21 protein-coding genes are annotated in these 25,820 nt (G+C 41.0%); 12 read left to right on the forward strand and 9 right to left on the reverse strand.

The genetic code is table 11. The annotated features are described in order from the left end of the window. The gene (locus IAE20_RS12890) at positions 1-378 is read left to right on the forward strand and encodes a glyoxalase superfamily protein (protein WP_200461322.1); all 378 of its coding nucleotides are present in this window, start codon (positions 1-3) and stop codon (positions 376-378) included. 12 nt (positions 379-390) lie between these two features. Here IAE20_RS12890 and IAE20_RS12895 read toward each other — a convergent pair whose 3' ends face one another. From IAE20_RS12895 to IAE20_RS12910, 4 genes are all read right to left on the reverse strand, one after another. Next, positions 391-1,248 (reverse strand): patatin family protein, encoded by an 858-nt coding sequence (locus tag IAE20_RS12895; protein ID WP_200482490.1) that lies wholly within the window; start codon positions 1,246-1,248, stop codon positions 391-393. 14 nt (positions 1,249-1,262) lie between these two features. Beyond that, a complete protein-coding gene (locus IAE20_RS12900) occupies positions 1,263-1,538 on the reverse strand; it encodes a hypothetical protein (protein ID WP_200482489.1) in 276 nt (91 codons plus the stop codon). 162 nt (positions 1,539-1,700) lie between these two features. Beyond that, entirely contained in the window at positions 1,701-3,836 is a 2,136-nt protein-coding gene (locus IAE20_RS12905; protein WP_200482488.1) for a 3-hydroxyacyl-CoA dehydrogenase NAD-binding domain-containing protein, read from the reverse strand. Positions 3,837-4,181: 345 nt separating this feature from the next. Further along, on the reverse strand, positions 4,182-5,387 hold the full coding sequence (locus IAE20_RS12910) for an acetyl-CoA C-acetyltransferase (protein WP_200461318.1): 1,206 nt from the start codon (positions 5,385-5,387) through the stop codon (positions 4,182-4,184). A 185-nt stretch (positions 5,388-5,572) separates the two neighbouring features. Here IAE20_RS12910 and IAE20_RS12915 point away from each other — a divergent pair, with 185 nt between their 5' ends. Together IAE20_RS12915 and IAE20_RS12920 are read left to right on the forward strand one after the other, a co-directional pair. Continuing rightward, positions 5,573-6,115: an adenylate kinase gene (locus IAE20_RS12915; RefSeq protein WP_200482487.1), complete on the forward strand. Its 543-nt coding sequence runs from the start codon at positions 5,573-5,575 to the stop codon at positions 6,113-6,115. Continuing rightward, positions 6,115-6,558: an NUDIX hydrolase gene (locus tag IAE20_RS12920; protein ID WP_200482486.1), complete on the forward strand. Its 444-nt coding sequence runs from the start codon at positions 6,115-6,117 to the stop codon at positions 6,556-6,558. Before IAE20_RS12915 ends, IAE20_RS12920 begins: the two co-directional genes overlap by 1 nt. Positions 6,559-6,585: 27 nt before the next feature. On the opposite strand, the gene IAE20_RS12925 is transcribed toward IAE20_RS12920, so the two are convergent. Beyond that, positions 6,586-7,596, reverse strand: a complete 1,011-nt coding sequence (locus tag IAE20_RS12925; protein ID WP_120370915.1) for an AraC family transcriptional regulator — start codon at positions 7,594-7,596, stop codon at positions 6,586-6,588. A gap of 211 nt (positions 7,597-7,807) precedes the next feature. Here IAE20_RS12925 and IAE20_RS12930 point away from each other — a divergent pair, with 211 nt between their 5' ends. From IAE20_RS12930 to IAE20_RS12950, 5 genes are all read left to right on the forward strand, one after another. After that, positions 7,808-8,926 (forward strand): CaiB/BaiF CoA transferase family protein, encoded by a 1,119-nt coding sequence (locus IAE20_RS12930; protein WP_200482485.1) that lies wholly within the window; start codon positions 7,808-7,810, stop codon positions 8,924-8,926. Positions 8,927-9,051: 125 nt separating this feature from the next. After that, a complete protein-coding gene (locus IAE20_RS12935) occupies positions 9,052-10,290 on the forward strand; it encodes a carbohydrate porin (protein WP_200482484.1) in 1,239 nt (412 codons plus the stop codon). Positions 10,291-10,327: 37 nt separating this feature from the next. Beyond that, positions 10,328-12,733 (forward strand): glucose/quinate/shikimate family membrane-bound PQQ-dependent dehydrogenase, encoded by a 2,406-nt coding sequence (locus IAE20_RS12940; RefSeq protein ID WP_200461313.1) that lies wholly within the window; start codon positions 10,328-10,330, stop codon positions 12,731-12,733. A gap of 180 nt (positions 12,734-12,913) precedes the next feature. Further along, positions 12,914-14,557, forward strand: coding sequence for a nitrite/sulfite reductase (locus IAE20_RS12945; RefSeq protein ID WP_200461312.1), 1,644 nt, complete (start codon positions 12,914-12,916; stop codon positions 14,555-14,557). Further along, positions 14,550-15,035 (forward strand): DUF934 domain-containing protein, encoded by a 486-nt coding sequence (locus IAE20_RS12950; RefSeq protein ID WP_200482483.1) that lies wholly within the window; start codon positions 14,550-14,552, stop codon positions 15,033-15,035. The genes IAE20_RS12945 and IAE20_RS12950 overlap by 8 nt, the downstream gene beginning before the upstream one ends. 114 nt (positions 15,036-15,149) lie before the next feature. Here the strand turns inward: IAE20_RS12950 and IAE20_RS12955 are convergent, their stop codons facing one another. The 4 genes from IAE20_RS12955 to IAE20_RS12970 form a co-directional block, all read right to left on the reverse strand. Continuing rightward, positions 15,150-16,865: a proline--tRNA ligase gene (locus IAE20_RS12955; protein ID WP_200482482.1), complete on the reverse strand. Its 1,716-nt coding sequence runs from the start codon at positions 16,863-16,865 to the stop codon at positions 15,150-15,152. A gap of 104 nt (positions 16,866-16,969) precedes the next feature. Next, positions 16,970-20,071, reverse strand: coding sequence for an efflux RND transporter permease subunit (locus tag IAE20_RS12960; RefSeq protein WP_200461309.1), 3,102 nt, complete (start codon positions 20,069-20,071; stop codon positions 16,970-16,972). A gap of 27 nt (positions 20,072-20,098) precedes the next feature. After that, positions 20,099-21,241: an efflux RND transporter periplasmic adaptor subunit gene (locus IAE20_RS12965; RefSeq protein WP_200482481.1), complete on the reverse strand. Its 1,143-nt coding sequence runs from the start codon at positions 21,239-21,241 to the stop codon at positions 20,099-20,101. A 60-nt stretch (positions 21,242-21,301) separates the two neighbouring features. Further along, a complete protein-coding gene (locus IAE20_RS12970; RefSeq protein ID WP_200461347.1) occupies positions 21,302-21,901 on the reverse strand; it encodes a hypothetical protein in 600 nt (199 codons plus the stop codon). A gap of 354 nt (positions 21,902-22,255) precedes the next feature. On the opposite strand from IAE20_RS12970, the gene pilG reads away from it, so the two are divergent. The 4 genes from pilG to IAE20_RS12990 are packed head-to-tail and all read left to right on the forward strand — an operon-like array spanning position 22,256 to position 25,703. Beyond that, positions 22,256-22,639 (forward strand): twitching motility response regulator PilG, encoded by a 384-nt coding sequence (pilG, locus tag IAE20_RS12975; protein WP_200461307.1) that lies wholly within the window; start codon positions 22,256-22,258, stop codon positions 22,637-22,639. A 25-nt stretch (positions 22,640-22,664) separates the two neighbouring features. Next, positions 22,665-23,033: a response regulator gene (locus IAE20_RS12980; protein ID WP_200461306.1), complete on the forward strand. Its 369-nt coding sequence runs from the start codon at positions 22,665-22,667 to the stop codon at positions 23,031-23,033. A 5-nt stretch (positions 23,034-23,038) separates the two neighbouring features. Further along, the gene (locus IAE20_RS12985) at positions 23,039-23,575 is read left to right on the forward strand and encodes a chemotaxis protein CheW (RefSeq protein WP_120370903.1); all 537 of its coding nucleotides are present in this window, start codon (positions 23,039-23,041) and stop codon (positions 23,573-23,575) included. Between the two features lie 46 nt (positions 23,576-23,621). Then, positions 23,622-25,703 (forward strand): methyl-accepting chemotaxis protein, encoded by a 2,082-nt coding sequence (locus tag IAE20_RS12990; protein WP_200461305.1) that lies wholly within the window; start codon positions 23,622-23,624, stop codon positions 25,701-25,703. Positions 25,704-25,820: the final 117 nt, after the last annotated feature.

Raw genomic sequence — 25,820 nt, forward strand, 5'->3', positions numbered from 1 at the left:
ATGAATCAAAACCAAAATATTATTCCAGTCTTGCGTATTTTTGATGTGGAAAAAGCCAAAGCTTTTTATCTAGATTTTTTGGGTTTTCAGTTGGATTGGACGCATCAATTTGAAGAAAACTTTCCGTTATATCTGCAGGTTTCAAAAGATCAGTATTGCTTGCACTTAACTGAACATCATGGTGATTGTAGTCCTGGTGCATTAGTGCGTTTGCATTTGGCAGATTTAGAACAATTTGCTCAACACCTTGCGGATAAGAATGCCCGATTTGCCAAGCCTCAGATTGAAACAGTGCCGTGGGGAAATCTCGAACTGTCAATAAGCGATCCATTTTCTAATCGTTTGGTGTTTTGGAAAGATCAGGTACACATTACCTGATCGTTTACCTGCTTAGGGCAAGGTTTTCCATTGTTCAATAGCAGCAAATCCTGTTTCCAAGCCGACTTGATAGGTGTATTGCAATTTATTGCGGTCTTTACACAAACGGTTTGCAAGTCCTTTTTTATCTGGTACACAAACTTCCAGAATGTGCTGGTGATTAGGTTGGCGTAAAAAACTGACTGAATCATTATAACGATTACAGCGTTCTTTTAGACTCAACGCGAAGCCTCGATTATTGCTCACGATATATTTCGCCAAAAATTGATCACCTTTACTGCTGGCTTTAAAGTAGTGTTGAGGGCGCGTGCGAATGACCATAAGTTTGGTCACATCTGCTTGTTGAGCTGCCCATTGTACAGGCAATGCATCTGCAACACCGCCGTCAAAATATGGTTCACCCATAATCTGAACAGGGTGACGAGTCAATACAGGAATAGTGCTGGATGCGCGTAGAGCATCCAGCAGATTATCAGGACCTGCTCGTAAATACTCAGCCCGCCCGCTTTGTGCATGGGTCAGCACCATATAAAAATCAGGATTTTCTGAGAATAATTTTCCTTGATCGAGTGGATGTTCTGTTTCGCCCACTTGCCACATCCACTCTAAATCAAGTAAATCACCACCCTTAAAAAAGCGTTTATAGCTAATAAATTCTGGGCGTAAGGAATGATCGATATAAAAATTTAGAGTACGACCCTTTTGAGCTGCTAGATAATTAGCAAGATTGGTTGAGCCAGAAGATACTCCAACATATAAATCAAAAGGGTTAAATTGCTGATCCAAAAAAGCATCGAGTACACCGGCAGTAAAAGCACCACGCATACCACCGCCTTCAACGATAAGCGCCTGACGTTGCATTGCTGACATGATATTTTCCAGAATTATGGTTTAGCTTGATGTTGCGAATCTTGATCCGCATGTTCTGAGTGCTGAAGCATTGCTTCATGATCTTGCTGAGTTTCAGGAGCTTGTTTTGGTGTCGCTTTGAGCTGGTAGTGACCTTTTTTAGCGTCCTGATTAGGCATATAGTCAGGTTCACTGGACATGGCTAAATATAAAAAAGTAAAAAAAATCGTAGTGATGCCAGCCACAATGATAATAAATTTCCAGCCCAAGGCTGTTGATTCAGAATCATTGCCAGAAGATGATTTACTCATAAATGAGTCCAACCGTCAAAATAAAATAAAAAAAATAAGCGCTTGTTATAGCATAAAATTGAAAAAGAAAGAGGTTTTTAGTTTAAAATTCAATAAATACAATTGGATAAAAGCACACCCTATTTCTAAGTATAGGATGTGCCAGAGAAATGCAGCGACTGCTTAGTGAATGCTTTCACGCTTTTGCGCTTTGTCTTTCAGTAACTGCGGCGGATTAAAACGTTCACCATATTTTGCAGCTAATTGTTCAGCACGTTGTAGCGATTTCTCAATGCCGTTTTGATTGAGGAATTGAATTGCACCCCCTGTCCACGGGGCAAAACCGATTCCAAAAATTGAACCCACATTGGCATCAATCACGGACTCTAAAACACCTTCTTCATAGCAGCGTAAAGTATCTAATGCTTGAACGAATAGGAAGCGATCAATCATGTCTTGTTCAGAAATATCATTGTCTTTTGCCCAACGGCTGAGACCATCCCATAAATGTTTTTTACCGTTTTCGGGATATTCATAAAAACCTGCGCCCGCAGCTTTACCTTTACGATGAAGCTCGTGAATCATGGTGTGTACCACTTCATCCACTGGGGTTTTGGCAAGGTCTTTACCTTCGGCTTGTAGTGCTTTACGAGTTTCACTTGCGACGTGTTCAGTTAAGCTTAGAGACACTTCATCCTGAATCGCTAATGGGCCAACGGGCATGCCTGCTTTCAGTGCTGCCATTTCAATTTTGGCTGGATGTACTCCTTCAGCCAGCAAACTCATACCTTCTTGAATGAATGTGCCAAACACACGGCTTGTAAAAAAGCCACGACTGTCATTGACCACAATAGGGGTTTTCGCAATTTGCTGAACAAAATCGTAAGCTTTTGCCAATGTTTCAGCAGAGGTTTGTTTGCCTTTGATGATTTCGACCAATTGCATTTTATCTACTGGGCTAAAGAAGTGCAGGCCAATGAAGTTTTTAGCATCTTTACTTGCCGTTGCTAAGCCAGTGATGGGTAAGGTCGAAGTATTTGATGCAAAGATTCCACCTTCAGCCAAATACTGTTCAGCTTCTTGTGTGACTTTGGCTTTGAGTTCCTGATTTTCAAATACAGCTTCAATAATTAGGTCACAACCTTTTAAATCTGCAGCATCTGCTGTTGCCGTAATCAGCGCTAAAACCTGATTCCGCTTCTCTGCGGTCATACGACCTTGTGAAACACGTTTATCGAGTAACTTTTGCGAATAGGCTTTACCTTTTTCAGCATTTTCAGCAGACACGTCCTTAAGCACAACGGGGATGCCTTTGATTGCGGTTGAATAGGCAATACCAGCGCCCATCATCCCTGCACCTAGAACTCCTACTTTGCTCGCTTGCCATTTTGCAATATTTGCAGGACGGCTTGCACCTGATTTAATTGCATTCAGACCATGCCAAAATGTGCCGATCATATTTTTGGAAATCTGACCAACTGTCAGTTGAGCGAAATAGCGTGATTCGATACGCAAAGCAGTATCTACATCTACTTGTGCGCCTTCAACAGCCGCAGCCATGATTGCCTCAGGAGCAGGGTAGCAACCTTTAGTCTTGTCACGCAGCATTGCAGGGGCTATTGCTAACACTTGAGCCACTGCAGGAGTTTTGGGATCGCCTCCCGGAATTTTGTAGCCTTTAACATCAAAAGGTTGCTGGCTTTTTGGATTAGCTTTCACCCATGTAATGGCTTTGTCTAAAAGTTCTTGCTCATTTTCGGCGGTATCATGTACTAAACCTAGCGATCTTGCTTTATCGACACCAAACTGTTTGCCTTCCATCAGAAATGGAAATGCATTTTGTAAGCCCAGCAGACGAACCATGCGCACGATACCGCCACCACCAGGGAGTAGGCCTAACGTGACTTCTGGCAGACCAAACTTGGTTTTTGGATCATTGATTGCAATACGGTAATGACAACCTAAAGCAATTTCCCAGCCACCGCCTAATGCCGTACCATTCAAAGCTGCCACAACAGGGACACCTAATGTTTCGATAGTGCGTAAATCACCTTTGAGCTTTTCAATCATTTTGAAAAATTCTGTGGCATTTTCAGGCTGAACTTGAATGAGTTCATCCAAGTCACCGCCTGCAAAAAAGGTTTTCTTGGCTGAACGGAAAATAACCCCTTTAAGATCAGTTTCAGTTTTCAACTTTTGGCTAACTTCATCCAGAGAATCACGGAATTCTGCATTCATGGTATTGGCAGATTGACCCGATGAATCAAGGGTAAGAATTACAATATTGTCAGCGTTTTTTTCGTAGTTAATAGCGCTCATACATCATCGTCCAATATTTTATGAGCTTAATCATCAGTGATCTGCATAAGTAAAAATAAGCATTGCACAGTCTTGTTAAGCTCTCATCTAATTTTAGGATAAACCTTCGGTTCGACCTACCTTGCAAAATAGTATTTCTGATTTCACAAAAGTAGGTAAAATTATTGCCATTCGCAAAACTGAGGTACCCGCAAAGATTAATACGCTTTGCCTTACTGCAAGGCGAAAGCTATGTCTGGGCATGAACCAAGCACTTTATTTGTCTTGTGTTGTTCCTATGCTTTGGCTTGCTCAAGTTACAAATGACATTTCCGAATCTCATATTTCAGGGAAGTGTCGTGTGTTTTACACCAACTCGATAATCGTCGCGATGCCCATACCACCACCGACACATAGTGTTGCTAAACCACGTTTTTTGCCCTGACGCTCTAACTCATCAAGTAACGTACTTAAAATCATGGCGCCTGTTGCACCCAATGGATGTCCCATTGCAATCGCGCCACCATTAACATTGACTTTATCGCTTGGGACTTTAAGTTCATTGATAAAACGCATCACTACGGCAGCAAATGCTTCATTGACTTCAAACAAGTCGATGTCATCAATGGTTAACCCCGCTTTTTCCAATGCTTTACGTGCAGCAGGAGCAGGGCCTGTCAGCATGATGGTGGGATCTGTTCCGACCAATGCCGTTGCCAATACTTTGGCACGAGGTTTTAAACCTTGTTCTTTAACTGCTTTTTCAGAAGCCAATAACACTACAGCAGCGCCATCAACGATGCCTGATGAGTTTCCTGCATGATGTACATGGTTAATTTTTTGGGCTTCGGGATATTTTTGTAAAGCCACCGCATCGAAACCCATTTGTCCCATCATTTCAAAGCTTGCGTTGAGTTTTGCCAAGCCTTCAACTGTGGTTGAACCTCTAATGAATTCATCTTTTTCTAAAATCATCACACCTGAATGATCTTTTACAGGAACGACTGATTTGTCAAAATAGCCATTTGCCTGAGCTGCTGCCGCTTTTTGTTGTGAGCCAACAGCAAAGGTATCGACATCTGCACGCGTATAGCCATCTAGAGTCGCAATCAGATCAGCCCCCACGCCTTGTGGGACAAAAGAGGATTTTAAATTGGTTTCAGGATCAAGTGCCCAAGGACCTCCGTCAGATCCCATTGGGATACGTGACATGGATTCAACGCCACCAGCAACGACTAAATCCTCCCAACCTGAACGCACTTTTTGAGCTGCCAAGTTTACAGCTTCTAGCCCAGATGCACAGAAACGATTAATCTGAACCCCAGCAACATCATCATTCCAACCCGCCGCAATGGCAGCAGTTTTAGCAATATCACCGCCTTGATCGCCAATAGGTGTGACACAGCCTAGAACAATATCATCGACTTTCGAGGTGTCGAATTGGTGACGTTGTTGTAGCTCATTGAGTAATGTGGTGACTAATGTAATTGGTTTGACTTCATAAAGTGAACCATCCTTTTTCCCTTTCCCGCGTGGAGTACGGATGGCATCGATGATATAAGCCTCGCTCATCATTATTCCTTTTATGACCTTAAAATATTTTTATGGATTGAGTGTAATGGATTTTAGACCCAACACAATGACGATAAGGTCATCTGGTAAATGATAATTTTTGCCAATGCAGTGTCCCCAATAGAAACTTGATCAATATTTGCTTCATTAGTAGAATATTCGGCCATAAAAAATAATCTATTTCTATGAAATTCATCAATATTGTTGGAAACATGGCTTCTGGTAAAACGACATTTTCTCGTCAACTCGCACAAACATTAAAATTAACACGTATTGAAATGGATGATTTATTTTGGCTGGATAATTGGCAGGAAACACCAGATGATGAATTTGTCCTGAAACTACAGCATAAGATGGATACCGCCAAAGAAGGTTGGGTATTAGATGGAAATTATTCGAGGACATTAGATCTGAAGTTAGCCAAATTAGATACGATGATTTGGCTAGATTATTCATTTAGCCTGAATTTTTATCGATCTGTTAAGCGGGCAATAAGTCGAGCGATCAGCCAAGAAGCATTATGGAAAAGCTCAAATAATCGAGAAAGTTTTCGTAGAAGTTTCTTATCCCAAGAATCTATTATTTTATGGATGATCAAGCATCATTCTAAAAATAGGAAAAAATATTTAAATATGATGCAAAACCCTGCGTATCAACATATTCAATTTATTCGACTGACTTCGCCTAAGCAGACAGTAGATTTTTTAAAGAAGGTAGGGGGTATGTAATGAATTCTATTAAAGCAAAAGCCTTTTGTATTTTTCGATCTGAGAATAAATTTTTGTTATCTCATGGATATGATTCGAGCAAAAATGAGCATTATCTAAGACCGATTAGAGGGAGTATTGAATTTGGAGAAACCTCCTTACAAGCAATAGAAAGAGAAGTGTTTGAGGAAATTAATCAACAAATTATTCATACAAAATTTCTAGGTGTACTGGAAAATTTATTTAGTTTTAACCGTCAGCAAGGACATGAAATTGTATTTTTGTATGAAGCCGATTTTTTGGATCAAAAAATATACAATCAGGGCGAAATAAAGGGTCATGAAACGGATGGGTCAACTTATATTGCTCAATGGATAACTTTAGAGCAGCTTGCTTCAGGATACCCTGTTTATCCAAAGGGGATAGAGCATTGGCTTGCAGCTGATAGACAGCCTGCTTTTTAGACTGTCTATTTATTCGAAAATTAAACTTTAATGATATCCATGTAACTGACGATATAACCCTGGTGTGACGCCAGTCCATTTTTTAAATGCGCGGTGGAACGTACTGGTTTCACTAAAGCCGACTTGTTGCGCGACGTCTTCAAGTGTCAAATCAGGATTAAGTAGCAAGTGAATTGCAGCATCGCGACGTAATGCATCTTTCACACCTTGATAACTTTTACCTTCTGCTGCAAGACGACGACGCAGGGTTTGCGGTGAAAGATAAAGCATAGAGGCAACATCATTCAGGGTTGGCATTTCTTCACCAATTTGACTTTTGAGCACATCACGAATACGTGAAGTCAGTGAATTGGTATTTTTAAATTTCACTAAAAGCTGCGCTGGTGCTGCTTTTAAGAACTCCTCCAGAGTGTTTTCGTTTTGACGAATAGGTAAATCGAGATAATCCGCAGCAAAAGTGATTTCAGTCCGTGGCATATCAAATTGCATGACAGGTGCAAAAAATAAAGCATCGTATTCGTCAGCATGTGCAGGTCGAGGATAACCAAAATGAACACGTTCAAGCGGCAGACGACGTTCGATTAACCATGAAGCCAAACCATGCCAAATCATGAGCATACTTTCGGTAATAAAATGATCGGGATCCAGACTTTTAGGAATCATGGGAACCAAACGCGCTTCATGTTTATCACGCTCTAAAGTCACTGACCACTCATCACCAAAAAGCTTATAAAATTGAGAAGATAAATCTAGAGCTTCGCCCAGTGTCTTTGCATGAATAATCAACTGACACATAATGGCAAAAGTGCCTAAACGGCGCGGTTGAACATCAAATCCTACATGTTCATCCTGAGTAACCATCCAGAGCATTTTAATGAAACGTGTATATTGTTCTGGTGAAATTCGCGCCTTGGGTTGACGTAACAATTCTGCTTCAATCCCAACGTGCGAAAGCAGGGTTTCGACATCCATGCCTAGGCGTTTAACACCAGTCAAAGCCGCATTCACGAAATGGATACTAATGGTATCGCGACTCATGTTAAATCCTTCAGTCTCTTTTATGTTCACTTTTGATTGACCTAAATGACCTTAAAAAACGTTCAATTGGCGATTTACAACAATCATAAATCACTTTTTACATGTTAAATTGCCGAAATGATCAAGGTAAATGGCTGAACATGACATTGTTTTGATTCTTTTATATCCCTAAGATTGCTAAAAATACAATAGTTTTAGGATGAAAATAAGTATGACAACGGCATTAAACGGACTGAAAATACTGGATTTTTCAACATTATTACCTGGGCCATTTGCTACGATGTATCTGGCAGATATGGGCGCAGAAGTCGTTCATATTGAATCACCAACCCGTCCTGATCTGGTTCGGATTATGCCCCCTTATGCCAATGGCCAAGCTACATCGCATAGCTATCTTAATCGTAATAAACAGTCTATTGCATTGGATTTAAAAGATCCTGCCAATATTGAGCTGATTAAATCGCGCATTTCAGAGTTTGATATTGTGGTTGAACAGTTTCGTCCTGGTGTGATGCAACGTCTTGGTCTGGATTATGCCACTCTGTCTGCAATTAATCCCCGCCTAATCTATTGCTCCATTACAGGTTATGGACAAACGGGCAGTTATAAAGATCGGGCTGGCCATGACATTAACTATTTAGCCTTGTCAGGCATTATGGGACATAGTGGGCGTGAGCAGAGTGGACCACCGCCGTTAGGCATTCAGATTGCAGATGTTGCAGGTGGCTCATTACATGCTGTAATTGGTATTTTGGCTGCCGTGGTGGAGCGAAATCAAAGTGGCGAAGGGCAGTATATTGATATCTCCATGACCGATTGTGTGGTGGGACTCAATAGTATGGCCGCTTCGGCAAGTCTGGCAGCAGATGTTGCACAATATCCTGAACAGAGCACATTAAATGGCGGCAGTTTTTATGACTATTATCAAACCAAAGATGGCCGCTATATTTCGGTAGGCAGTCTTGAACCACAATTTATGACAGGCTTAGCCACCGCGCTGGAGTTACCAATTTTATTAGAAAAAGGGGCTTCTTTTCACCCAGAGGATCGACAGCTTGTAAAGCAGGCATTGACCGATCAATTTAAGACTCAAGATTATACATACTGGCATCATGTATTTGCGGCGCTAGACGTATGCGTCGAACCTGTCTTAAGTTTGGAGGAGGCATTACATACCCCACTTGCTGGTGAGCGTGGGTGGGTCGTCGATGTACCATTGTCCGAGCGGGCTGAACAAACTGAACCTCAACTGGGCTGTCCAATTAAATTTTCAAGATCAAAACTTCGTTATGATTTTATCGGACAGGGTCTCGGCCAAGGAATATGGTGAGGAAATAACCAGCAATATTCTTTATAAATGTGATTTTAATCAATAAATTAACATTTTGAATAAATTCTTCTGATTTAATTTAGCGTAACCTTTCAAGTACAAATATATAAAAAGGTTACGTAAACATGACAATTAATTCATCTTTAGTTGTTTCTTGTTTATCTGTCTTAACATTGAGTCTTTTCCAAACCTCTCATGCCGCTTCCGCATTTGATTCTTCAAGTCCGTGGATGTTTGGTGATTGGAATGGAAAACGTACTGAGTTACAGCAACAAGGATATGACTTTAGTTTTGGTTATACGGGCGAACTTGCAAATGTATTAGATTCAAAGAAAACCTCGAATCATGGTACAGAATATGCCGATCAATTTGCACTGGGTGCACATCTGGATCTGAGTAAAATTGCAGGTTGGGATGATACCGAAGCACAAATCACAATTACTCAACGTAATGGACATTCACTTTCTCAAACCTCACCTGCTTTAGATGGTCATCTGAGTTCTGCACAAGAGGTTTGGGGGCGTGGACAAACTTGGCGTCTCACTGATCTATGGATTAAGAAAAAATTTTTAGATCAAGCGCTTGATATTAAAGTGGGCCGTTTTGGCGAAGGTGAAGACTTTAATAGCTTTGATTGTGATTTTCAAAACTTGGCTTTATGTGGTTCGCAAGTGGGTAACTGGGTTGGCGATCAATGGTATAACTGGCCCGTAAGTCAGTGGGCATTACGTGTTAAATATAACTGGCAGCCCGATTTATATACCCAGATCGGGGTATATGAATATAATCCTGAAAATCTGGAACGTGGTAAAGGTTTTAACCTGAGTACCGATGGTTCAAAAGGTGCGATAATTCCTGCAGAAGTCGTTTGGTCTCCTAAATTAGGCGGACAAGCACTCAATGGAGAATACCGTCTAGGTTATTATTACAGCACCGCAGATGCCGCAGAAATTAAAAATCCTCAACAAACTTCGCACAAGCAAGGTGGCTGGCTGGTGGTTAAACAGCAGCTTACTCGAGTGAATGATCAATCAGATCGCGGCCTTAGCGGCTTTATTAACCTAACGCTGCATGATTCGGATACCAATACAGTTAAAAATATGCAAAATATCGGCCTCGTTTATAAAGGGCCATTTGACCAGCGTCCCCAAGACGATGTGGCTATTGGTTTTGCACGTATTGAAGTAAATGGTGATTTAGAGACCAATCAGGATGAAGAATACAATACTGAGCTGTACTACGGTATTCATGCCAATAATTGGTTAACGATTCGTCCAAATATTCAGTACGTACGCCATGTGGGCGCCTATAAAAATGGCGATAACACATGGGTGGGTGGCATTAAATTGCAAACAGCTTTCTAATTTCTATATAAAAACACAAATGAATAGAGGTGGTACTATGACTCAACCATCTTCACACTCAGGGCTAAGAACATTTACCGTTATTATTGCAATGGTATTTGGGCTTGTCCTGCTCGCTGGAGGTTTATGGCTTACCTTTTTAGGTGGGTCTTTCTATTATGTGGTGACAGGACTATTGTTCATTGCCTTTGCGATTTTGCTTGGCAAACGTTCTGTCTCGGCAATCTGGTTATATGCAGCGCTCATGCTGGGTACAACCATCTGGGGTGTTTGGGAGGCCGGAACAGATTTCTGGGCACTCGCACCACGTCTGGATATTTTAGGGCTATTTGGTCTATGGTTGCTTATTCCTGCCATTACTCGCGGTATGGTAAATGTTGCGCCTAGCAAAATTGTATTGTCCTCAACATTGGTGATTGCTATTGCCGTGATGGTGTATTCGATTTTTAATGATCCTCAGGAAATTAATGGTGTCATTCAAAATCAACAACCTGCAACCGCGCAAAAAGTTGATGGTGTGGCTGAACAAGACTGGCCAGCTTATGGACGCACTCAAGCAGGTGTACGTTATTCACCACTCACTCAAATTAATGAGCAAAATGTCAAAGACCTAAAAGTTGCTTGGACATTCCGTACAGGTGATTTGAAAAGTGGAAATGACTCTGGTGAAACTACCAATCAGGTTACTCCAATCAAAATCGGCAACGACATGTATATGTGTACTACGCATCAATGGTTGATTGCGTTGGATCCTGCGACAGGTAAAGAAAAATGGCGATTTGATCCGAAACTTAAAGCGGATAAAACCTATCAGCATTTAACTTGCCGTGGCGTTTCTTATTTTGATGCGGCGAATACAGACGGTTTTGCGACCAGTTTGCAAAATAAAACTTCGAGTTCAACGGAATGTCCACGCAAGATCATTTTACCCGTCAATGACGGACGTTTAGTTGCGGTCAATGCAGACACAGGTAAAGCTTGCTCTGACTTTGGTCATAATGGTCAGGTCGATCTACAAAAAGATATGCCTTATGCCTATCCAGGTGGTTATAACCCAACTTCACCACCAGTGGTTACTGGAACGACGATTGTCATTGCCGGTTCTGTGACTGATAACTATTCATCCAAAGAGCCGTCGGGTGTTATTCGCGGTTATGACGTTAATACAGGCAAATTGCTTTGGGTATTTGACACAGGTGCAGAAGATCCAAATGCCATTCCAGCACCGGGTCAAACTTTTGTACATAACTCACCGAATGCATGGGCTCCGCTTGCTTATGATGCCAAAGCGGATGTGGTATTTGTACCTACTGGTGTCGGTACTCCAGATATCTGGGGCGGTGACCGTACTCCGCTGAAAGAGCGTTATGCCAATTCTGTACTGGCGATTAACGCTTCGACAGGGAAATTAATCTGGCATTTCCAAACGACCCATCACGATTTGTGGGATATGGATGTACCATCACAACCGACATTGGCAGATGTGAAAGACAAATCGGGACAAATGGTACCTGCTGTATATGTGACTACGAAAACGGGTAATGTTTTTGTACTGGATAGACGTGATGGTAAAGCAATTGTACCAATCACTGAACGTCCTGTACCACAAACGGTGAAACGTGGTCCTCAAACCAAAGGTGAACATTATTCAGCTACCCAGCCGTTCTCTGATCTGGATCTGGCACCACAAAACAAACTCACAGATAAAGATATGTGGGGTGGTACGATGTTTGATCAACTGGTGTGCCGTATTCAATTTAAACGTTTGAATTATGATGGTATTTATACGCCACCATCTGAGAATGGTACGTTAGTATTTCCGGGTAACCTAGGTGTGTTTGAATGGGGCGGTATTTCAGTAAATCCTGATCGTCAGGTCGCCGTAATGAATCCAATTGGCTTGCCTTTTGTAAGTCGTTTGATTCCAGAAAACCCAAACCGTGCGGAAACAGCAAAAGGAGCGGGAACTGAGCAAGGTGTTCAGCCGATGTATGGAGTTCCATATGGCGTTGAAATCAGTGCATTCCTTTCTCCAATTGGTTTGCCATGTAAACAACCTGCATGGGGCTATGTGGCGGGTGTGGATTTAAACACTCATCAAGTGGTATGGAAAAAACGTATCGGAACGATTCGTGATAGCCTACCAAATCTATTCCAGTTGCCACCCGTGAAAATCGGTGTGCCGGGTCTAGGTGGCTCTATTTCCACAGCAGGAAATGTCATGTTCGTAGGTGCAACTCAGGATAACTATTTACGCGCATTTAATGTGAGTAATGGTAAACAACTTTGGGAAGCACGTTTGCCAGCAGGTGGACAGGCGACCCCAATGACTTATGAGATCAATGGCAAGCAATATGTGGTGATTATGGCAGGTGGTCATGGTTCATTTGGCACTAAGATGGGGGACTATCTGGTGGCTTATGCATTACCCGATTCCAAATAAACATCAAGACAGTTAAATAAATGGAAAAGCTCAGATTAATTCTGGGCTTTTTTCTAAAAATCGACTTATAAAATGTCTTATCAATAAAATCGTTATTAAATATCCAAAAAAAGCATTTTGTTGATGAATCAAAGCTCGTTATGCTATCCGCCTTTACAATGAATCTACTAGCCATACGCCATGTATTTATATACTGATTTCGATCAACAACTGGTCAATGAACGTGTTGCTCAGTTCCGCGATCAAACAGAACGCTATCTTGCTGGAAAGCTTACCGAAGATGAATATCGTCCATTGCGTCTGCAAAACGGTCTTTATGTACAACGTTACGCACCAATGCTTCGTATTGCCGTGCCGTATGGCTTAATGAACTCTACGCAACTGCGTAAAATTGCAGAAATTTCTACAGAATATGACCGTGGCTATGCACACGTATCTACACGTCAGAATATTCAGTTGAACTGGCCTGCATTGGAAGATGTACCCGATATTCTCGCTGAATTGGCAACGGTACAAATGCATGCCATTCAAACTAGTGGTAACTGTATCCGTAATACCACCACTGACCAATATGCAGGTGTAGTGGCGGGTGAAATTGCAGATCCGCGTCCGACTTGCGAATTGATTCGTCAATGGAGTACCTTCCATCCTGAGTTTGCATTTTTACCACGTAAATTCAAGATTGCAGTGTCAGCTCTTGAGGAAAAGGATCGTGCTGCGACCTCTTTTCATGATATTGGCGTATATATCGTCAAAAATGATGTGGGTGAAATCGGCTATAAAATCAAAGTCGGTGGTGGTTTAGGTCGTACTCCAGTTATCGGTAGCTTTATTCGTGAGTTCTTGCCACGTGAAGATTTAATTGCATATTTGGAAGCGGTATTACGTGTATATAATTTGCATGGTCGTCGTGATAACAAATATAAAGCGCGAATCAAAATTTTGGTGAAAGCCTTAACACCTCAAGTATTTGCTGAAAAAGTAGAAGCAGAATTTGCTCATACGCGTGAAACCTTAAAAATCCAGCCTGAAATTCTGGAAAAACTGGATCACGTATTCACGCCTTTTGATTATCAAACCCTAGAGGATCAGGATTTAAGTACATTATTTGCTGAACATCCGAAATTTAAGCAATGGTTCAACGTTAATACATATGCACATAAGGTGAAAGGCTATCGTATTGTTACCATTAGCTTGAAACGTGCTGGTGTTGCACCAGGCGATATGACGACTGAAGAGATGAATTTGATTGCTGATTTGGCAGACAAATATACATTTGGTGAACTGCGTACCACGCATGAACAAAATATTTCTTTGGCAGATGTACCACAAAAAGATTTGTTTGAATTGTGGCAAACGCTTGAACAGCACAATATGTCACGTGCACATATTGGCTTTCTAACCGATATTATCTGTTGTCCAGGCGGGGATTTCTGTTCATTGGCCAATGCGAAATCGATTCCGATTTCAGAAGCGATTACTCGCCGTTTTGAAGATTTGGATACTATTTATAATTTGGGACAACTAGATTTAAATATCTCTGGTTGTATGAATGCCTGTGGTCATCACCATGTGGGTAATATCGGGATCTTGGGCGTCGATAAAAAAGGTGCTGAGTTTTATCAAATCACACTCGGTGGTAACTCAGATCATGATGCCTCGATTGGAGATATTTTAGGGCCATCATTTGCTGCTGAAGCAGTACCTGATGTGATTGAAGAAATTCTAAATACCTATCTTGATTTACGTACGGATAACGAACGCTTTATTGATACGTATCGTCGTGTTGGTATTCAACCATTTAAGGAGCGTGCATATGCTTAATCCAGCCTTACAGGTGCTGTTTAAAGATGGCACGATCGCAGATAATACTTACCAATTGATCGCTGAGGATGAAGTGTTTCCTCAGGGTGATGTTGTTTTGAACACTGCACAACTTGATCAATTAGCGAATATTCAGGGTAAAAAAGCGCTTTATATCACCGTTGATGATTCTCCTGAAACCCATGAATTTCCACTTCATGATTTAGATGCAATTTTTATTGAATTTGCAGGATTCAATGATGGTCGTGGTTATTCATTTGCTGCACTTTTACGCCGTCAAGGTTATCAGGGCGAGTTACGTGCGGTTGGAGATATTTTTAAAGATGTCCTGAACTATTTAAAACGCTCTGGTTTTGATAGTTTTGTGGTAAAAGAAGGCAAGGATATTCATGAGGCTGCGGCAGGTTTAAATGATTTTAAACATCCGTATCAGGCTTCAACTGCGGTGGTACAAGCGGAATATCAGACAGGATCGTAATTAGATTTTTAATGATATGGTAAAAGCTGAACTTAGGTTTGGCTTTTTTATTCTCATTTTAGAAAATTAAAAACCGTATTCTTAAAAGAATACGGTTTATTTTTTTAATGAAGATTAAGCTTTTAATTTTGCTAGTAATTCTTCTTTAGTTAAGTTAACGGATTCAGCATCAGTACGACCTTTATATTCAAAAGTACCTGCATCCAGCCCTTTTTCACCGATAACAATACGATGTGGAATACCTGTCAATTCAAGATCCGAAAATTTAACTCCAGGACGTTCATTGCGATCATCAAGCAGTACATCATAGCCTTGAGCTTGTAACTCCGTATAAAGTGCTTCTGCTGCTTCGAGCGTTTTTGGTGATTTATGCGCATTCATTGGTACGATTGCGATTTCAAACGGTGCGATAGCAGAAGGCCAGATAATGCCTTTATCATCGTAGTTTTGTTCTATTGCCGAGGCTACAACACGTGTTACGCCAATTCCATAACACCCCATCGTCACAGTGAGTGGCTTACCGTCATCACCCAAAACGGTACAGTTAAGTGCTTCAGAATATTTTTGACCTAACTGGAAAATATGACCAACTTCGATGCCTCGTTTGATTTGGAGCACACCTTTTCCATCTGGAGATGGATCGCCATCAACCACATTCCGTAAGTCATAGACTTCGCTAAATTGTGCATCACGTTGCCAGTTTACACCTGTAGCATGTTTGTCAGCTTCATTTGCACCCGCAATAAAATCAGATAACACTGAAGCAGCACGATCAACAATAACAGTTACACCTTTTTCAACTAAGCCTTGTGGGCCCACATAGCCAGCAGTTAAACTGAGTTCTTGCAATTGAACTTCAGTGGCAAAAGTTAAAGGTGCTGCAATGCGTGGATGATGTTCCGCTTTAATTTCATTTAACTCATGATCGCCACGCAAAAATAGCGCAATCACAGGCACTTTGCCATTTTCATCGGTATTGCCTTGTACTAACAAGGCTTTTACCGAATGCTTAGGATCTGCTTTTAAAAACCCACAAACATCTGCAATAGTTTTTTGATTCGGTGTGTACACAATTGTCAATGCTTGTGTTGGAGCAGCACGTTCTCCAACGAGCACAGCTTCGGCTTTTTCTACATTTGCTGCGTAATCCGATTCAGTTGAAAATACGATATCATCTTCGCCACTATCGGCCAGTACATGAAACTCATGCGAACCTGAGCCACCAATTGAACCTGTATCGGCTTGTACAGGACGGAAATTTAGCCCTAATCGTGTGAAAATACGGCAATAAGTGTCATACATATTGTCATAGGTTTCTTGCAAAGAAGTCTGATCAACATGAAACGAATAAGCATCTTTCATGATGAATTCACGCGAACGCATCACGCCGAAACGTGGACGAATTTCATCACGGAACTTGGTTTGGATCTGATAGAAATTAACAGGTAACTGCTTATAACTTTTAAGTTCATTACGCGCGAGATCAGTAATTACTTCTTCATGTGTTGGGCCAAGCACAAAAGGATTGTCATGACGATCTTTAAAGCGTAAAAGTTCGGGACCATATTGGACATAACGACCTGATTCTTCCCATAGACTCGCAGGTTGAGTCACGGGCATAAACACTTCAAGTGCGCCTGAACGGTTCATTTCTTCACGTACAATCGCTTCAACTTTATTTAACACACGTACACCCATCGGCAGCCAAGTGTATAAACCTGAAGCCAATTTACGAATCATCCCGGCTCGAAGCATGAGCTGATGCGAGATTACTTCTGCATCATTTGGGGTTTCTCTTAACGTTGCAAATAAAAAGCGGCTTGCGCGCATGGAAACTGTCCTAAAAATGGGCTCTTTAACAGAGCACGATAAAAATACAAGATTATACGATAAAAAATGAGATGAATATTTCACCTCATTGAACAAAGATCAGATTATGACATTAATTTGCGGGTTTGGCGCAACAAGAAATTTTTCAAATCATCTAAATAAGTAAAAATTACAGGCACGACTACAAGAGTAAGTAGCGTAGAGGTAATCACTCCACCAATTACCGCATGTGCCATTGGGGCACTTTGCTCTCCGCCTTCACCCAGTCCCAACGCCAGAGGAATCATCCCCATGACCATGGCGCTGGTCGTCATTAAGATAGGGCGCAAACGGGTTTTACCTGCCTGGATAATGGCATCATAACGGCTTTCACCGCGCTCCATTGCTTTTTTAATAAAGTCAATCAAGAGAATGGCATTTTTAGTGACCAGTCCCATTAACATGATTATTCCAATAATGGAAAACAGATTCATAGTGCTTTGAAATAAAAACAATGCCAGAAATACCCCAATCAACGATAAAGGCAAAGATGCCATAATCGCGGCAGGGTGGATAAAGCTGTTAAATTGTGAACCTAGAACAATATAGATGAACACAATTGATAGTGTAATCGCGGTCAATGCATAACCGGCTGATTCAGCCATGTCTGCATTGGCTCCTTGGGTATCAAAACTATATCCAGCTGGAAGCTTAAAGTTTTTTTGTAACTGATCAATGTCTTTACCAATATCACCTGCTGGACGACCAGAAGTATTGGCTTGAACCAGCACTTCACGTGCAAGATCTCGTCGATTGATTTGTGATGCACCCAAAGTTTGCTCAAATTTCGCGACGCTGGCAAAAGGCACTAAAATTGGTTGTCCATTCGCATCCGTTTTTGAGGACGTCAGATAGAGATTTTCCAGATCGCTGGGTAAGGCACGATTATGTTCGGCCAGTCGTAAATTGACATCATAAGTTTCACCGCGTTCATCTTGCCATGTCGTTACATCATCACCCGCGATCAACGGACGAATAATATTGGCGATTTGATTGACAGAAAGGCCGAGGTCACTTGCTAAAACACGATTAATTTGAATCGACAAGGTCGGTTTAGGTTCTTTCAATGAGCTTTCAAGATCAACCACGCCTTTGATTTTTTCCATTTCTGCCATAAAACGATCAGAAATATGTTGGAGTTCATCCAAATCTGGGCCTTTTATGGAAATCATAATCGGCTTTTGTCCCCCAGATACTGTTTCATCAGCTGAGGAAACAGAAGTAACACTGATACCAGCCACTCGTTTTAAGCGTTCACGAAATTCATTATTTAATTCGGTTAGACTTTGAGTACGTTCATTTCTAGGCGTAACGGTTACCCTTAAACTGGCATGATTTTTACCGCGGTCAGTAATGCCATTGACGACACCATAGGTAGATTTAACCTGCGGGTGCTGACGAATAATATGATTAACCTGATCCAGTTTAGCTTGAGTATAGGGTAAGGAAGCATCAACAGCTGTTTCAAACTTAATGCGGATTTCACCTTTATCTGGTGTAGGCACAAATTCAGTACCGATTAGCTTTGATAATCCTAGGGCTCCGATTAAAGAGGCAATCGCAATTAAAAGCGTAAGAAAACGAAATCTTAAAGCAAGTTTGAGCAAGTGTTCATAGACATGACTTAAGTTGTCTAACTTTTGAGAAATCCAATTAAAAAAGCGTTTGATCCGACTCGGTGGTTTGTTGGTTTTTTTCTCCTGCCAATGCGCTGATAGCATTGGATCTAGAGTAAAACTGACAAACATGGAAATGAGCACTGCGGTACTTACCGTTACCCCAAACTGATAGAAAAAGCGGCCAATAATTCCACCCATAAAGGCGACAGGTAAAAACACGGCAACAATAGTTAGTGTGGTTGCCAAAACCGCCAATCCAATTTCTTTGGTTCCGTCTAAAGCAGCGGTTACATGGTCTTTGCCCATTTCACTATGACGAACAATATTCTCCCGTACTACAATCGCATCATCAATGAGTAAACCAATACAAAGCGATAATGCCAACAGTGTCATCATGTTGATGCTAAAACCAAAAGCCCAGATAAAAGTAAGGGTTCCGAGTAAAGCAATAGGTAAGGTCAACCCTGTAATGACAGTTGAACGGAAAGAGCCTAAAAATAGTAAAACAATTAAAACAGCCAGTAACGCGCCTTCAATAATGGTACGCGCTACATCTTTAATCGAAGCGCGAATCCCTTTTGAACTATCGACCACCACATTTAAACTTGCGCCCTGAGGGAGCTGGGACTTAATTTTATCTAACACTTTATATGTGTTATCTACCACCTGAATGACGTTAGCATCAGAGCTTCGCAAAATATCAACAGCCACGGCTGGCTTTCCATTCAGATAAGCACCTGTTTCTAACTCGGCCTGACTGTCTTCTACTTTTGCAATCTGTTTAAGATAAATCGGCGATCCATTTTTATTGGCCACCACTAAATCACCAAATCCGTGTGGATAAATCACTTTGGATTGAATTTCGATAACCAGTTCAGAGTCAGGTTGTTTAAGTGATCCGCCGGGAATTTCCACATTTTCATTTTTTAAGGTATTAATCACCTGATCAATACCAATACCATAGCTTTGTAATTGTTGCGGATTAATTTCAATACGAATTTGACGTTTGGCATCACCCAGTAAATTAACGGTTCCAACGCCCGGCACCGTTCTGAGTTGAGGTAAAATCCGTTGATCCAGATAAGAGCTAAAATCACGCAATGACATAGAACCTGATTCAAATACCACTGACATAATCGCATTACTGGCAGGGTCATAGCGTTCCACAACGGGATCTTCTATTTCATCACGAAAATCTGACTTGACTACTGCAATTTTATCGCGAACATCCTGTGCTGCTACGCTAGAGGGAACATCCAAATTAAATTCAGCAATAATCATCGACAATCCTTCACTGGATTGCGAAGTAATTTGTTTTAGTCCAGATATCGTATTGATCTGATCTTCGAGTTTTTTTGTAATTTCAGATTCGACTGCTTCAGGCGACGCGCCAGGATAATTGGTGTACACCACAACAAAAGGAAAATCGACATCAGGAAATTCTTCTACCCCCATACGTTGCCATGATGCCAAACCCAAAACCATCAGACAAATCATCATCATGATGGTAAAGACGGGGTATTTGACACTAATTCGGGTAAACCACATATCTATTTAATCCTGAAAATCATTCTTTTATTTATCTTTGGCAAATGCGTTTTGATCTGAATTTGAAAAGATCACGGATTTATTTTCATCGGCATTATCAAATTTAATCCGACTAATTGCATCATTATTTTGTAGACCTGAAACGATTGCTTTATTCTCAGCAAAGCGTTTTTCTAATACTTGAATATTGATTTTACGGAGTTTTTGCTGGCGAACCACCCAGACATAAGGGGCATGGTCGATACTTTGAACGCTATCCAATGGAATGATTTGTCCCTGAATCTGATCTTGATTCAAGATAAAACCTTCTATAAAAGCACCGATACTGAGTGAATTAATAGCTTCACTCGGTTTGGCAAAAAATTCTATTTGCCGACTGACTTGATCCGCTACGGGTGAAACACGAGTTAAAACCGCATTGTGAGGAGTTTGATTCCCCTGAATGGTGTATTGAATCTTTTGGCCGATTCGTAATGCAGATTGTTGCTCTAGAGGCAGTTTGGCCTGAATTTCTAATTGTTCAGGATTGACGATTTCAAATAATGTTTGGCCTGCTGAAACTGTTTGACCAGGTTCTACCTCACGTTTAGTAATGATTCCATCAAGAGGGCTACGAATAATGCCATCCTGATCGGCTTTCTGGGCAATATTTAAATTTGCCTTTTGTGCATTTACTGTTTCGAGCTGGGCTTTGTAATCCACCTGACTTTGTTCATATTCAACACGTGAAATAAACCCCTGATCTAAAAGTCTTTTTTTACGTTGCATCAGATTACGTGATAGTTCAGCTTGAGCCTGAGCAGATGCCAGATTGGCTTGTGCTTGTGCTAAACGCGCAGCATTATCCTGATTGTTTAAGCGCACTAAAACTTGGTTTTTTTTGACCCGCTGTCCTACATCGGCATTGACTTGAGTTGCTGTGGCGGAAACCTGTGCCTGAATCGAGCTTTGCTGGGTAGCACGAATAGTGCCTGTAAATGCTGTTTTACGTTCAAGCATGCCAGTCGAGACTTCAACTAGATCTTGTTGAATAACATCAATCGTCTCAGGGGAGTGGGGCTGTGCGGTTTCTGAGGTAGATGTAGAGCGATTACAAGCTGTTAAAACAAAGCTAAAGCTAATTAAACATAGTACAGGAATATAAAACGTAGTGCGTGACACTTTGCGCATGCCTACCCATCCTTAAATTAATGACATTCGTTGTTTTATTTGGTGTCAGGATTATAACGATTATTCCAGTGCTTTTAAGCGCTCAATAATGTTGGAATAATGTTCCTGTGTTGTACGATAGCTAGTTTGCAGACTTGAGATATTCTTTTTGATATTACTCATATTCTGTTCATTCTGATCAAGCTGATCTTTTAGACGCTGTGGAAGACTACTCTCACCTTTGCGTAAATATTCCATTTCTTGACGTTTAAACATAATCCGGTCACTTTGCAATTGTTTCAACTGATCTTGCTGTGACATGATTTGTTTTTTTATGGCTAACAATGCCTGATTTTGCTTTTCAGTTGCGATTGCTACATTTCCATAGGCACGTTTGAGTTTTAAATCTTGCTCTCTTTGACGAGCTTGGGCTTCTCGTTGGCTCGACTGGCGTAAATCTGCTTCGGCATTGTAGGGCTTATTTCTGCGAATTACCTGCATATTACTGTCTAAAGCTTCATAGCCATAACGGATATGGGCAGGTGTTACAGAACTGCTGATATTGGCGATACCTTTTTGATCGTAGTAGCGATACCAAACGGCGCGAGGTTGTGCATTGGCCGCGTAAACAAAAGACATCCACAGAAGTAGTCCGAATGCAATAATGGAACGACGAGTCATCTGTTTGGATCGTTCCAGCAGCTTTCGAGATCTCATTCGACTGTTCATGCCCTTCCCCAAATTAAAGTCGACTAAATTACTTATTTTTAAATAATAATATCGTTATATTAGTTGTAAATTATCCAATTAAAAATAGGAATAACTCAAAAAAAAATCATAAGTCGTTTTAAAGTGTGATTGGTTTGGAGATATTCGTGGAAAGTGTGTTTGAACATCAAAAAACCTTCATTGAAAACGCAAGTAATTATATGTTAAAAAAGGTCATAATCTGTAAAAACAATGAAAGCCCCTATGATCGGCTATAATCATTTTCAGTTATTGTCTGCATTGAATAAATGGGGAAAGGGTCACTAAATGGAAGAAAAATTTCAAAACCTTAAAGTCATGGTAATTGATGATTCAAAAACCATTCGTCGCACGGCCGAAACTTTACTGCAACGTGAAGGATGTGAGGTCATTACTGCGGTTGATGGCTTTGAAGCATTATCAAAAATTGCTGAGGCAAATCCTGATATTGTCTTTGTCGATATCATGATGCCGCGCCTAGATGGTTATCAAACCTGTGCCTTAATTAAGAATTCACAGAACTATCAGAATATCCCTGTAATTATGCTGTCGAGTAAGGATGGTTTATTCGATCAAGCTAAAGGTCGTATTGTGGGTTCCGATGAATATTTAACCAAACCTTTTAGTAAAGATGAATTATTAAACGCTATTCGAAATCACGTAAACACATAAATTAAAGAAAACGTTGGGGAATAAAATGGCACGTATTTTAATTGTAGATGACTCGCCAACTGAAACATTTCGATTTAGAGAAATATTAACAAAACACGGTTTTGAGGTTATTGAAGCATCCAACGGTGCAGATGGTGTGACCATGGCACAGGCAGAGCAGCCTGATCTGGTTCTTATGGATGTCGTAATGCCTGGGGTAAATGGTTTTCAAGCGACTCGCGAAATTAGCCGTGGTGATAATACCAAACATATTCCAGTGGTGATTGTAAGTACTAAAGATCAGGCAACCGATCGTGTATGGGGAAAACGTCAGGGTGCTAGAGACTATCTGACCAAGCCGATTGATGAAAGTAAATTGATAGAAGTGATTCAGCAAAATCTCAATCTAGGATAGTCACTATGGCAGCAAATGGATTTATCGAATTGCTTCGATTGGCAAAACGTGGCAATCGAAGCTACGCCTCCAATCAAAACGAAGTAAACCGATGGTCAGGTATTGCCTTTGAGATGATGGGACAATATTTTGTTGCGCCTTTGGGAGAAGTCACAGAAGTGATTTATCCCCCTAAATATACACCAGTACCCAACGCACAAGTCTGGGTGAGGGGGTTGGCTAATATTCGGGGGAGACTGCTCTCAGTTTCTGATTTAACACATTTTGTGTCTGGACAACGTTCTCAGTTTTCGCCTACTCAAAAAGTGTTATGTATCAGTCACAATGACCATTATGTCGGTTTGGTTGTGGATCAGGTTCTTGGGATTCAGCACTTTAACAAGCGCAGTTTTTTTTCTAAAAGTGATGAGCTGGATCAAAAATTAAAAGATTACTGTCAAGGTTATTTTTATCAGCATAACCAGCGTTGGCATGTCTTTTTGTTTAGTCAGCTGCTGAAAAATCCACAGTATATGAATGCTTCAGCAAGATTTATAAATTAAATTCCTACGCAATCAAGTCAAAACGCGTATTCAGGAGAGAAGCTGCATGGGCTTTAAACTAAAAAAGAAAAACACAGCTGAAAGTGCGGTTAAGAAAAACGGTTCTGCATTTTTTGCGAAAATACAGGCTCAGATTGATCAATTTTCACGACTATTTGGGGAAAGTGAAAAATCTAAACCAATCATTTATGCTGCCATTATCTTTTTATTTCTGGCAATCCTTACGCTGATTTACTTGTTTTATAGCGTACCGCGTAACAATGAATTGACACGTAGTCTGGGGCAATTACGTTTATTGTCACAAACTATTCCACGTCAGGCAACAGATGCAACTGCTTCTGGCTCACCTGATATGATTGCTAATCTGAAAAAATCGCAAGAACAATTCGCGCAAAATCTGGAAAATGTCCAAGATATTTACGGAACATCTTCAGAGGAATATAAAAAGGTTGATCAACTCTGGAAAAATGTATCCACCAATGTAGAGTTGATTACCTCGCAACAAAAACTTATCAATCAACTATACGACACCAATATTGCAATTGGTGAGTCAATTCCAGGGATTCAGGCTGAATACAACCTGATGGTTGACCAAATGGCACGTCTAAATATGCCAAGTAGTCAGGTAGTAATTGCTAAAAACCAAGTATTCATTGCAGAACGTATTCTTCGTTCGATTGGTTCTGTATTGGTTGGCACTGAAAATGCCCGTGCATCAGCCGACGATTTCAGTGCGGATATTGAAACCTTTGGTGCTTATCTTAACGCGCAGTTAAATGGCAGCACAGATTTAGGTGTAGAGCGTATTGGTGATGCAACCTTACGTGAATCAGTCGAAAGCATTAAATCTGAATATGATGAAGTATTAAAAACTGCTGCATCTACAGTATTTAAAAATGCCAACCAGATTGTTAAAGTCCGTCAAGCCTCTTCACAAATTTTCTCTCAATCAGATGAGATGCTAAAATCCTTGAATAACCTTTCAGACAAGGCAGATTCTGGCTGGTCAAGTATTATTCCAGCAGTTTTATTACTGTTATTCCTAGGCGGTTTTACTTATACCATTCTGAAACTCTTGTCTTTGCGTAGTGCAATGGATAAAACCCGTGTAACGCGTTTACAGGATGAGTATGACCGTAACCAGAATGCGATTTTACGTTTATTGGATGAAATTGCAGATTTGGCGGATGGTGACTTACGTTCGTATGCAACAGTATCTGAAGACTTTACTGGAGCAATTGCTGACTCGATCAACTTTGCGATTGATCAGTTACGCGATCTGGTTTCGCGTATTACCGATACTTCTCAGGAAGTGGCACGCTATACACAGGATACTCAAACCATTACCAATCAGTTGGCTGAGGCATCTGAACATCAGGCACAGGAAATTGCAGGTGCTTCTGCCGCGATTAACGAAATGGCGGTGTCGATCGATCAGGTATCTGCCAACGCGGCTGAGTCTGCTGAGGTTGCTGAGCGTTCGGTACAAATTGCATCCAATGGTGCCGATGTTGTAAACCGTTCTATTGTCGGGATGGATACCATTCGTGAACAGATTCAGGAAACGTCTAAACGGATTAAACGTTTGGGTGAGTCGTCTCAGGAAATTGGAAATATTGTCTCACTAATTAACGATATTGCCGACCAAACTAACATTCTGGCATTGAATGCTGCGATTCAAGCATCGATGGCGGGCGAAGCTGGTCGTGGTTTTGCCGTGGTCGCCGATGAAGTACAGCGTCTAGCAGAACGTTCGGCTTCTGCAACCAAGCAGATTGAAGGTCTGGTTAAAACCATTCAGACAGATACCAATGAAGCAGTTATTTCAATGGAGCAAACGACATCTGAGGTTGTGCGTGGAGCTAACTTGGCGAAAGATGCGGGCGTGGCGCTGGACGAGATTCAAAGCGTATCCAGCAACTTGGCAAAACTGATTGCAAACATTTCCAATGCTGCAAAACTTCAGTCTGCATCTGCGAGCCATATTGCTAATACCATGAATGTTGTACAGGAAATTACTTCGCAAACAACGACAGCAACCTTTGATACAGCGCGTTCAGTTTCTGAACTAGCCAATATGGCAGAGTCATTACGTGAGTCTGTATCAGACTTTAAACTGCCGGACTAAGCTTTAAATAACATTTTAGGGCAGACTTTGGACTGCCCTAAATTAAAAAATGCATCGTCAAGATGGCTTCTTGAGAAGGAAGTCACTTGCGTGATGGTGGTAGATCAAGTTTCACCA

Origin of the sequence: Acinetobacter sp. S54 (assembly GCF_016624945.1) — a bacterium.
Lineage (GTDB): Bacteria > Pseudomonadota > Gammaproteobacteria > Pseudomonadales > Moraxellaceae > Acinetobacter.

Bases quoted from the DNA above. Each gene is read 5' to 3' on its own strand.
- IAE20_RS12890 (WP_200461322.1), top strand. From the start codon at position 1: ATGAATCAAAACCAAAATATTATTCCAGTCTTGCGTATTTTTGATGTG.
- IAE20_RS12895 (WP_200482490.1), bottom strand. From the start codon at position 1,248: ATGTCAGCAATGCAACGTCAGGCGCTTATCGTTGAAGGCGGTGGTATG.
- IAE20_RS12900 (WP_200482489.1), bottom strand. From the start codon at position 1,538: ATGAGTAAATCATCTTCTGGCAATGATTCTGAATCAACAGCCTTGGGC.
- IAE20_RS12905 (WP_200482488.1), bottom strand. From the start codon at position 3,836: ATGAGCGCTATTAACTACGAAAAAAACGCTGACAATATTGTAATTCTT.
- IAE20_RS12910 (WP_200461318.1), bottom strand. From the start codon at position 5,387: ATGAGCGAGGCTTATATCATCGATGCCATCCGTACTCCACGCGGGAAA.
- IAE20_RS12915 (WP_200482487.1), top strand. From the start codon at position 5,573: ATGAAATTCATCAATATTGTTGGAAACATGGCTTCTGGTAAAACGACA.
- IAE20_RS12920 (WP_200482486.1), top strand. From the start codon at position 6,115: ATGAATTCTATTAAAGCAAAAGCCTTTTGTATTTTTCGATCTGAGAAT.
- IAE20_RS12925 (WP_120370915.1), bottom strand. From the start codon at position 7,596: ATGAGTCGCGATACCATTAGTATCCATTTCGTGAATGCGGCTTTGACT.
- IAE20_RS12930 (WP_200482485.1), top strand. From the start codon at position 7,808: ATGACAACGGCATTAAACGGACTGAAAATACTGGATTTTTCAACATTA.
- IAE20_RS12935 (WP_200482484.1), top strand. From the start codon at position 9,052: ATGACAATTAATTCATCTTTAGTTGTTTCTTGTTTATCTGTCTTAACA.
- IAE20_RS12940 (WP_200461313.1), top strand. From the start codon at position 10,328: ATGACTCAACCATCTTCACACTCAGGGCTAAGAACATTTACCGTTATT.
- IAE20_RS12945 (WP_200461312.1), top strand. From the start codon at position 12,914: ATGTATTTATATACTGATTTCGATCAACAACTGGTCAATGAACGTGTT.
- IAE20_RS12950 (WP_200482483.1), top strand. From the start codon at position 14,550: ATGCTTAATCCAGCCTTACAGGTGCTGTTTAAAGATGGCACGATCGCA.
- IAE20_RS12955 (WP_200482482.1), bottom strand. From the start codon at position 16,865: ATGCGCGCAAGCCGCTTTTTATTTGCAACGTTAAGAGAAACCCCAAAT.
- IAE20_RS12960 (WP_200461309.1), bottom strand. From the start codon at position 20,071: ATGTGGTTTACCCGAATTAGTGTCAAATACCCCGTCTTTACCATCATG.
- IAE20_RS12965 (WP_200482481.1), bottom strand. From the start codon at position 21,241: ATGCGCAAAGTGTCACGCACTACGTTTTATATTCCTGTACTATGTTTA.
- IAE20_RS12970 (WP_200461347.1), bottom strand. From the start codon at position 21,901: ATGACTCGTCGTTCCATTATTGCATTCGGACTACTTCTGTGGATGTCT.
- pilG (WP_200461307.1), top strand. From the start codon at position 22,256: ATGGAAGAAAAATTTCAAAACCTTAAAGTCATGGTAATTGATGATTCA.
- IAE20_RS12980 (WP_200461306.1), top strand. From the start codon at position 22,665: ATGGCACGTATTTTAATTGTAGATGACTCGCCAACTGAAACATTTCGA.
- IAE20_RS12985 (WP_120370903.1), top strand. From the start codon at position 23,039: ATGGCAGCAAATGGATTTATCGAATTGCTTCGATTGGCAAAACGTGGC.
- IAE20_RS12990 (WP_200461305.1), top strand. From the start codon at position 23,622: ATGGGCTTTAAACTAAAAAAGAAAAACACAGCTGAAAGTGCGGTTAAG.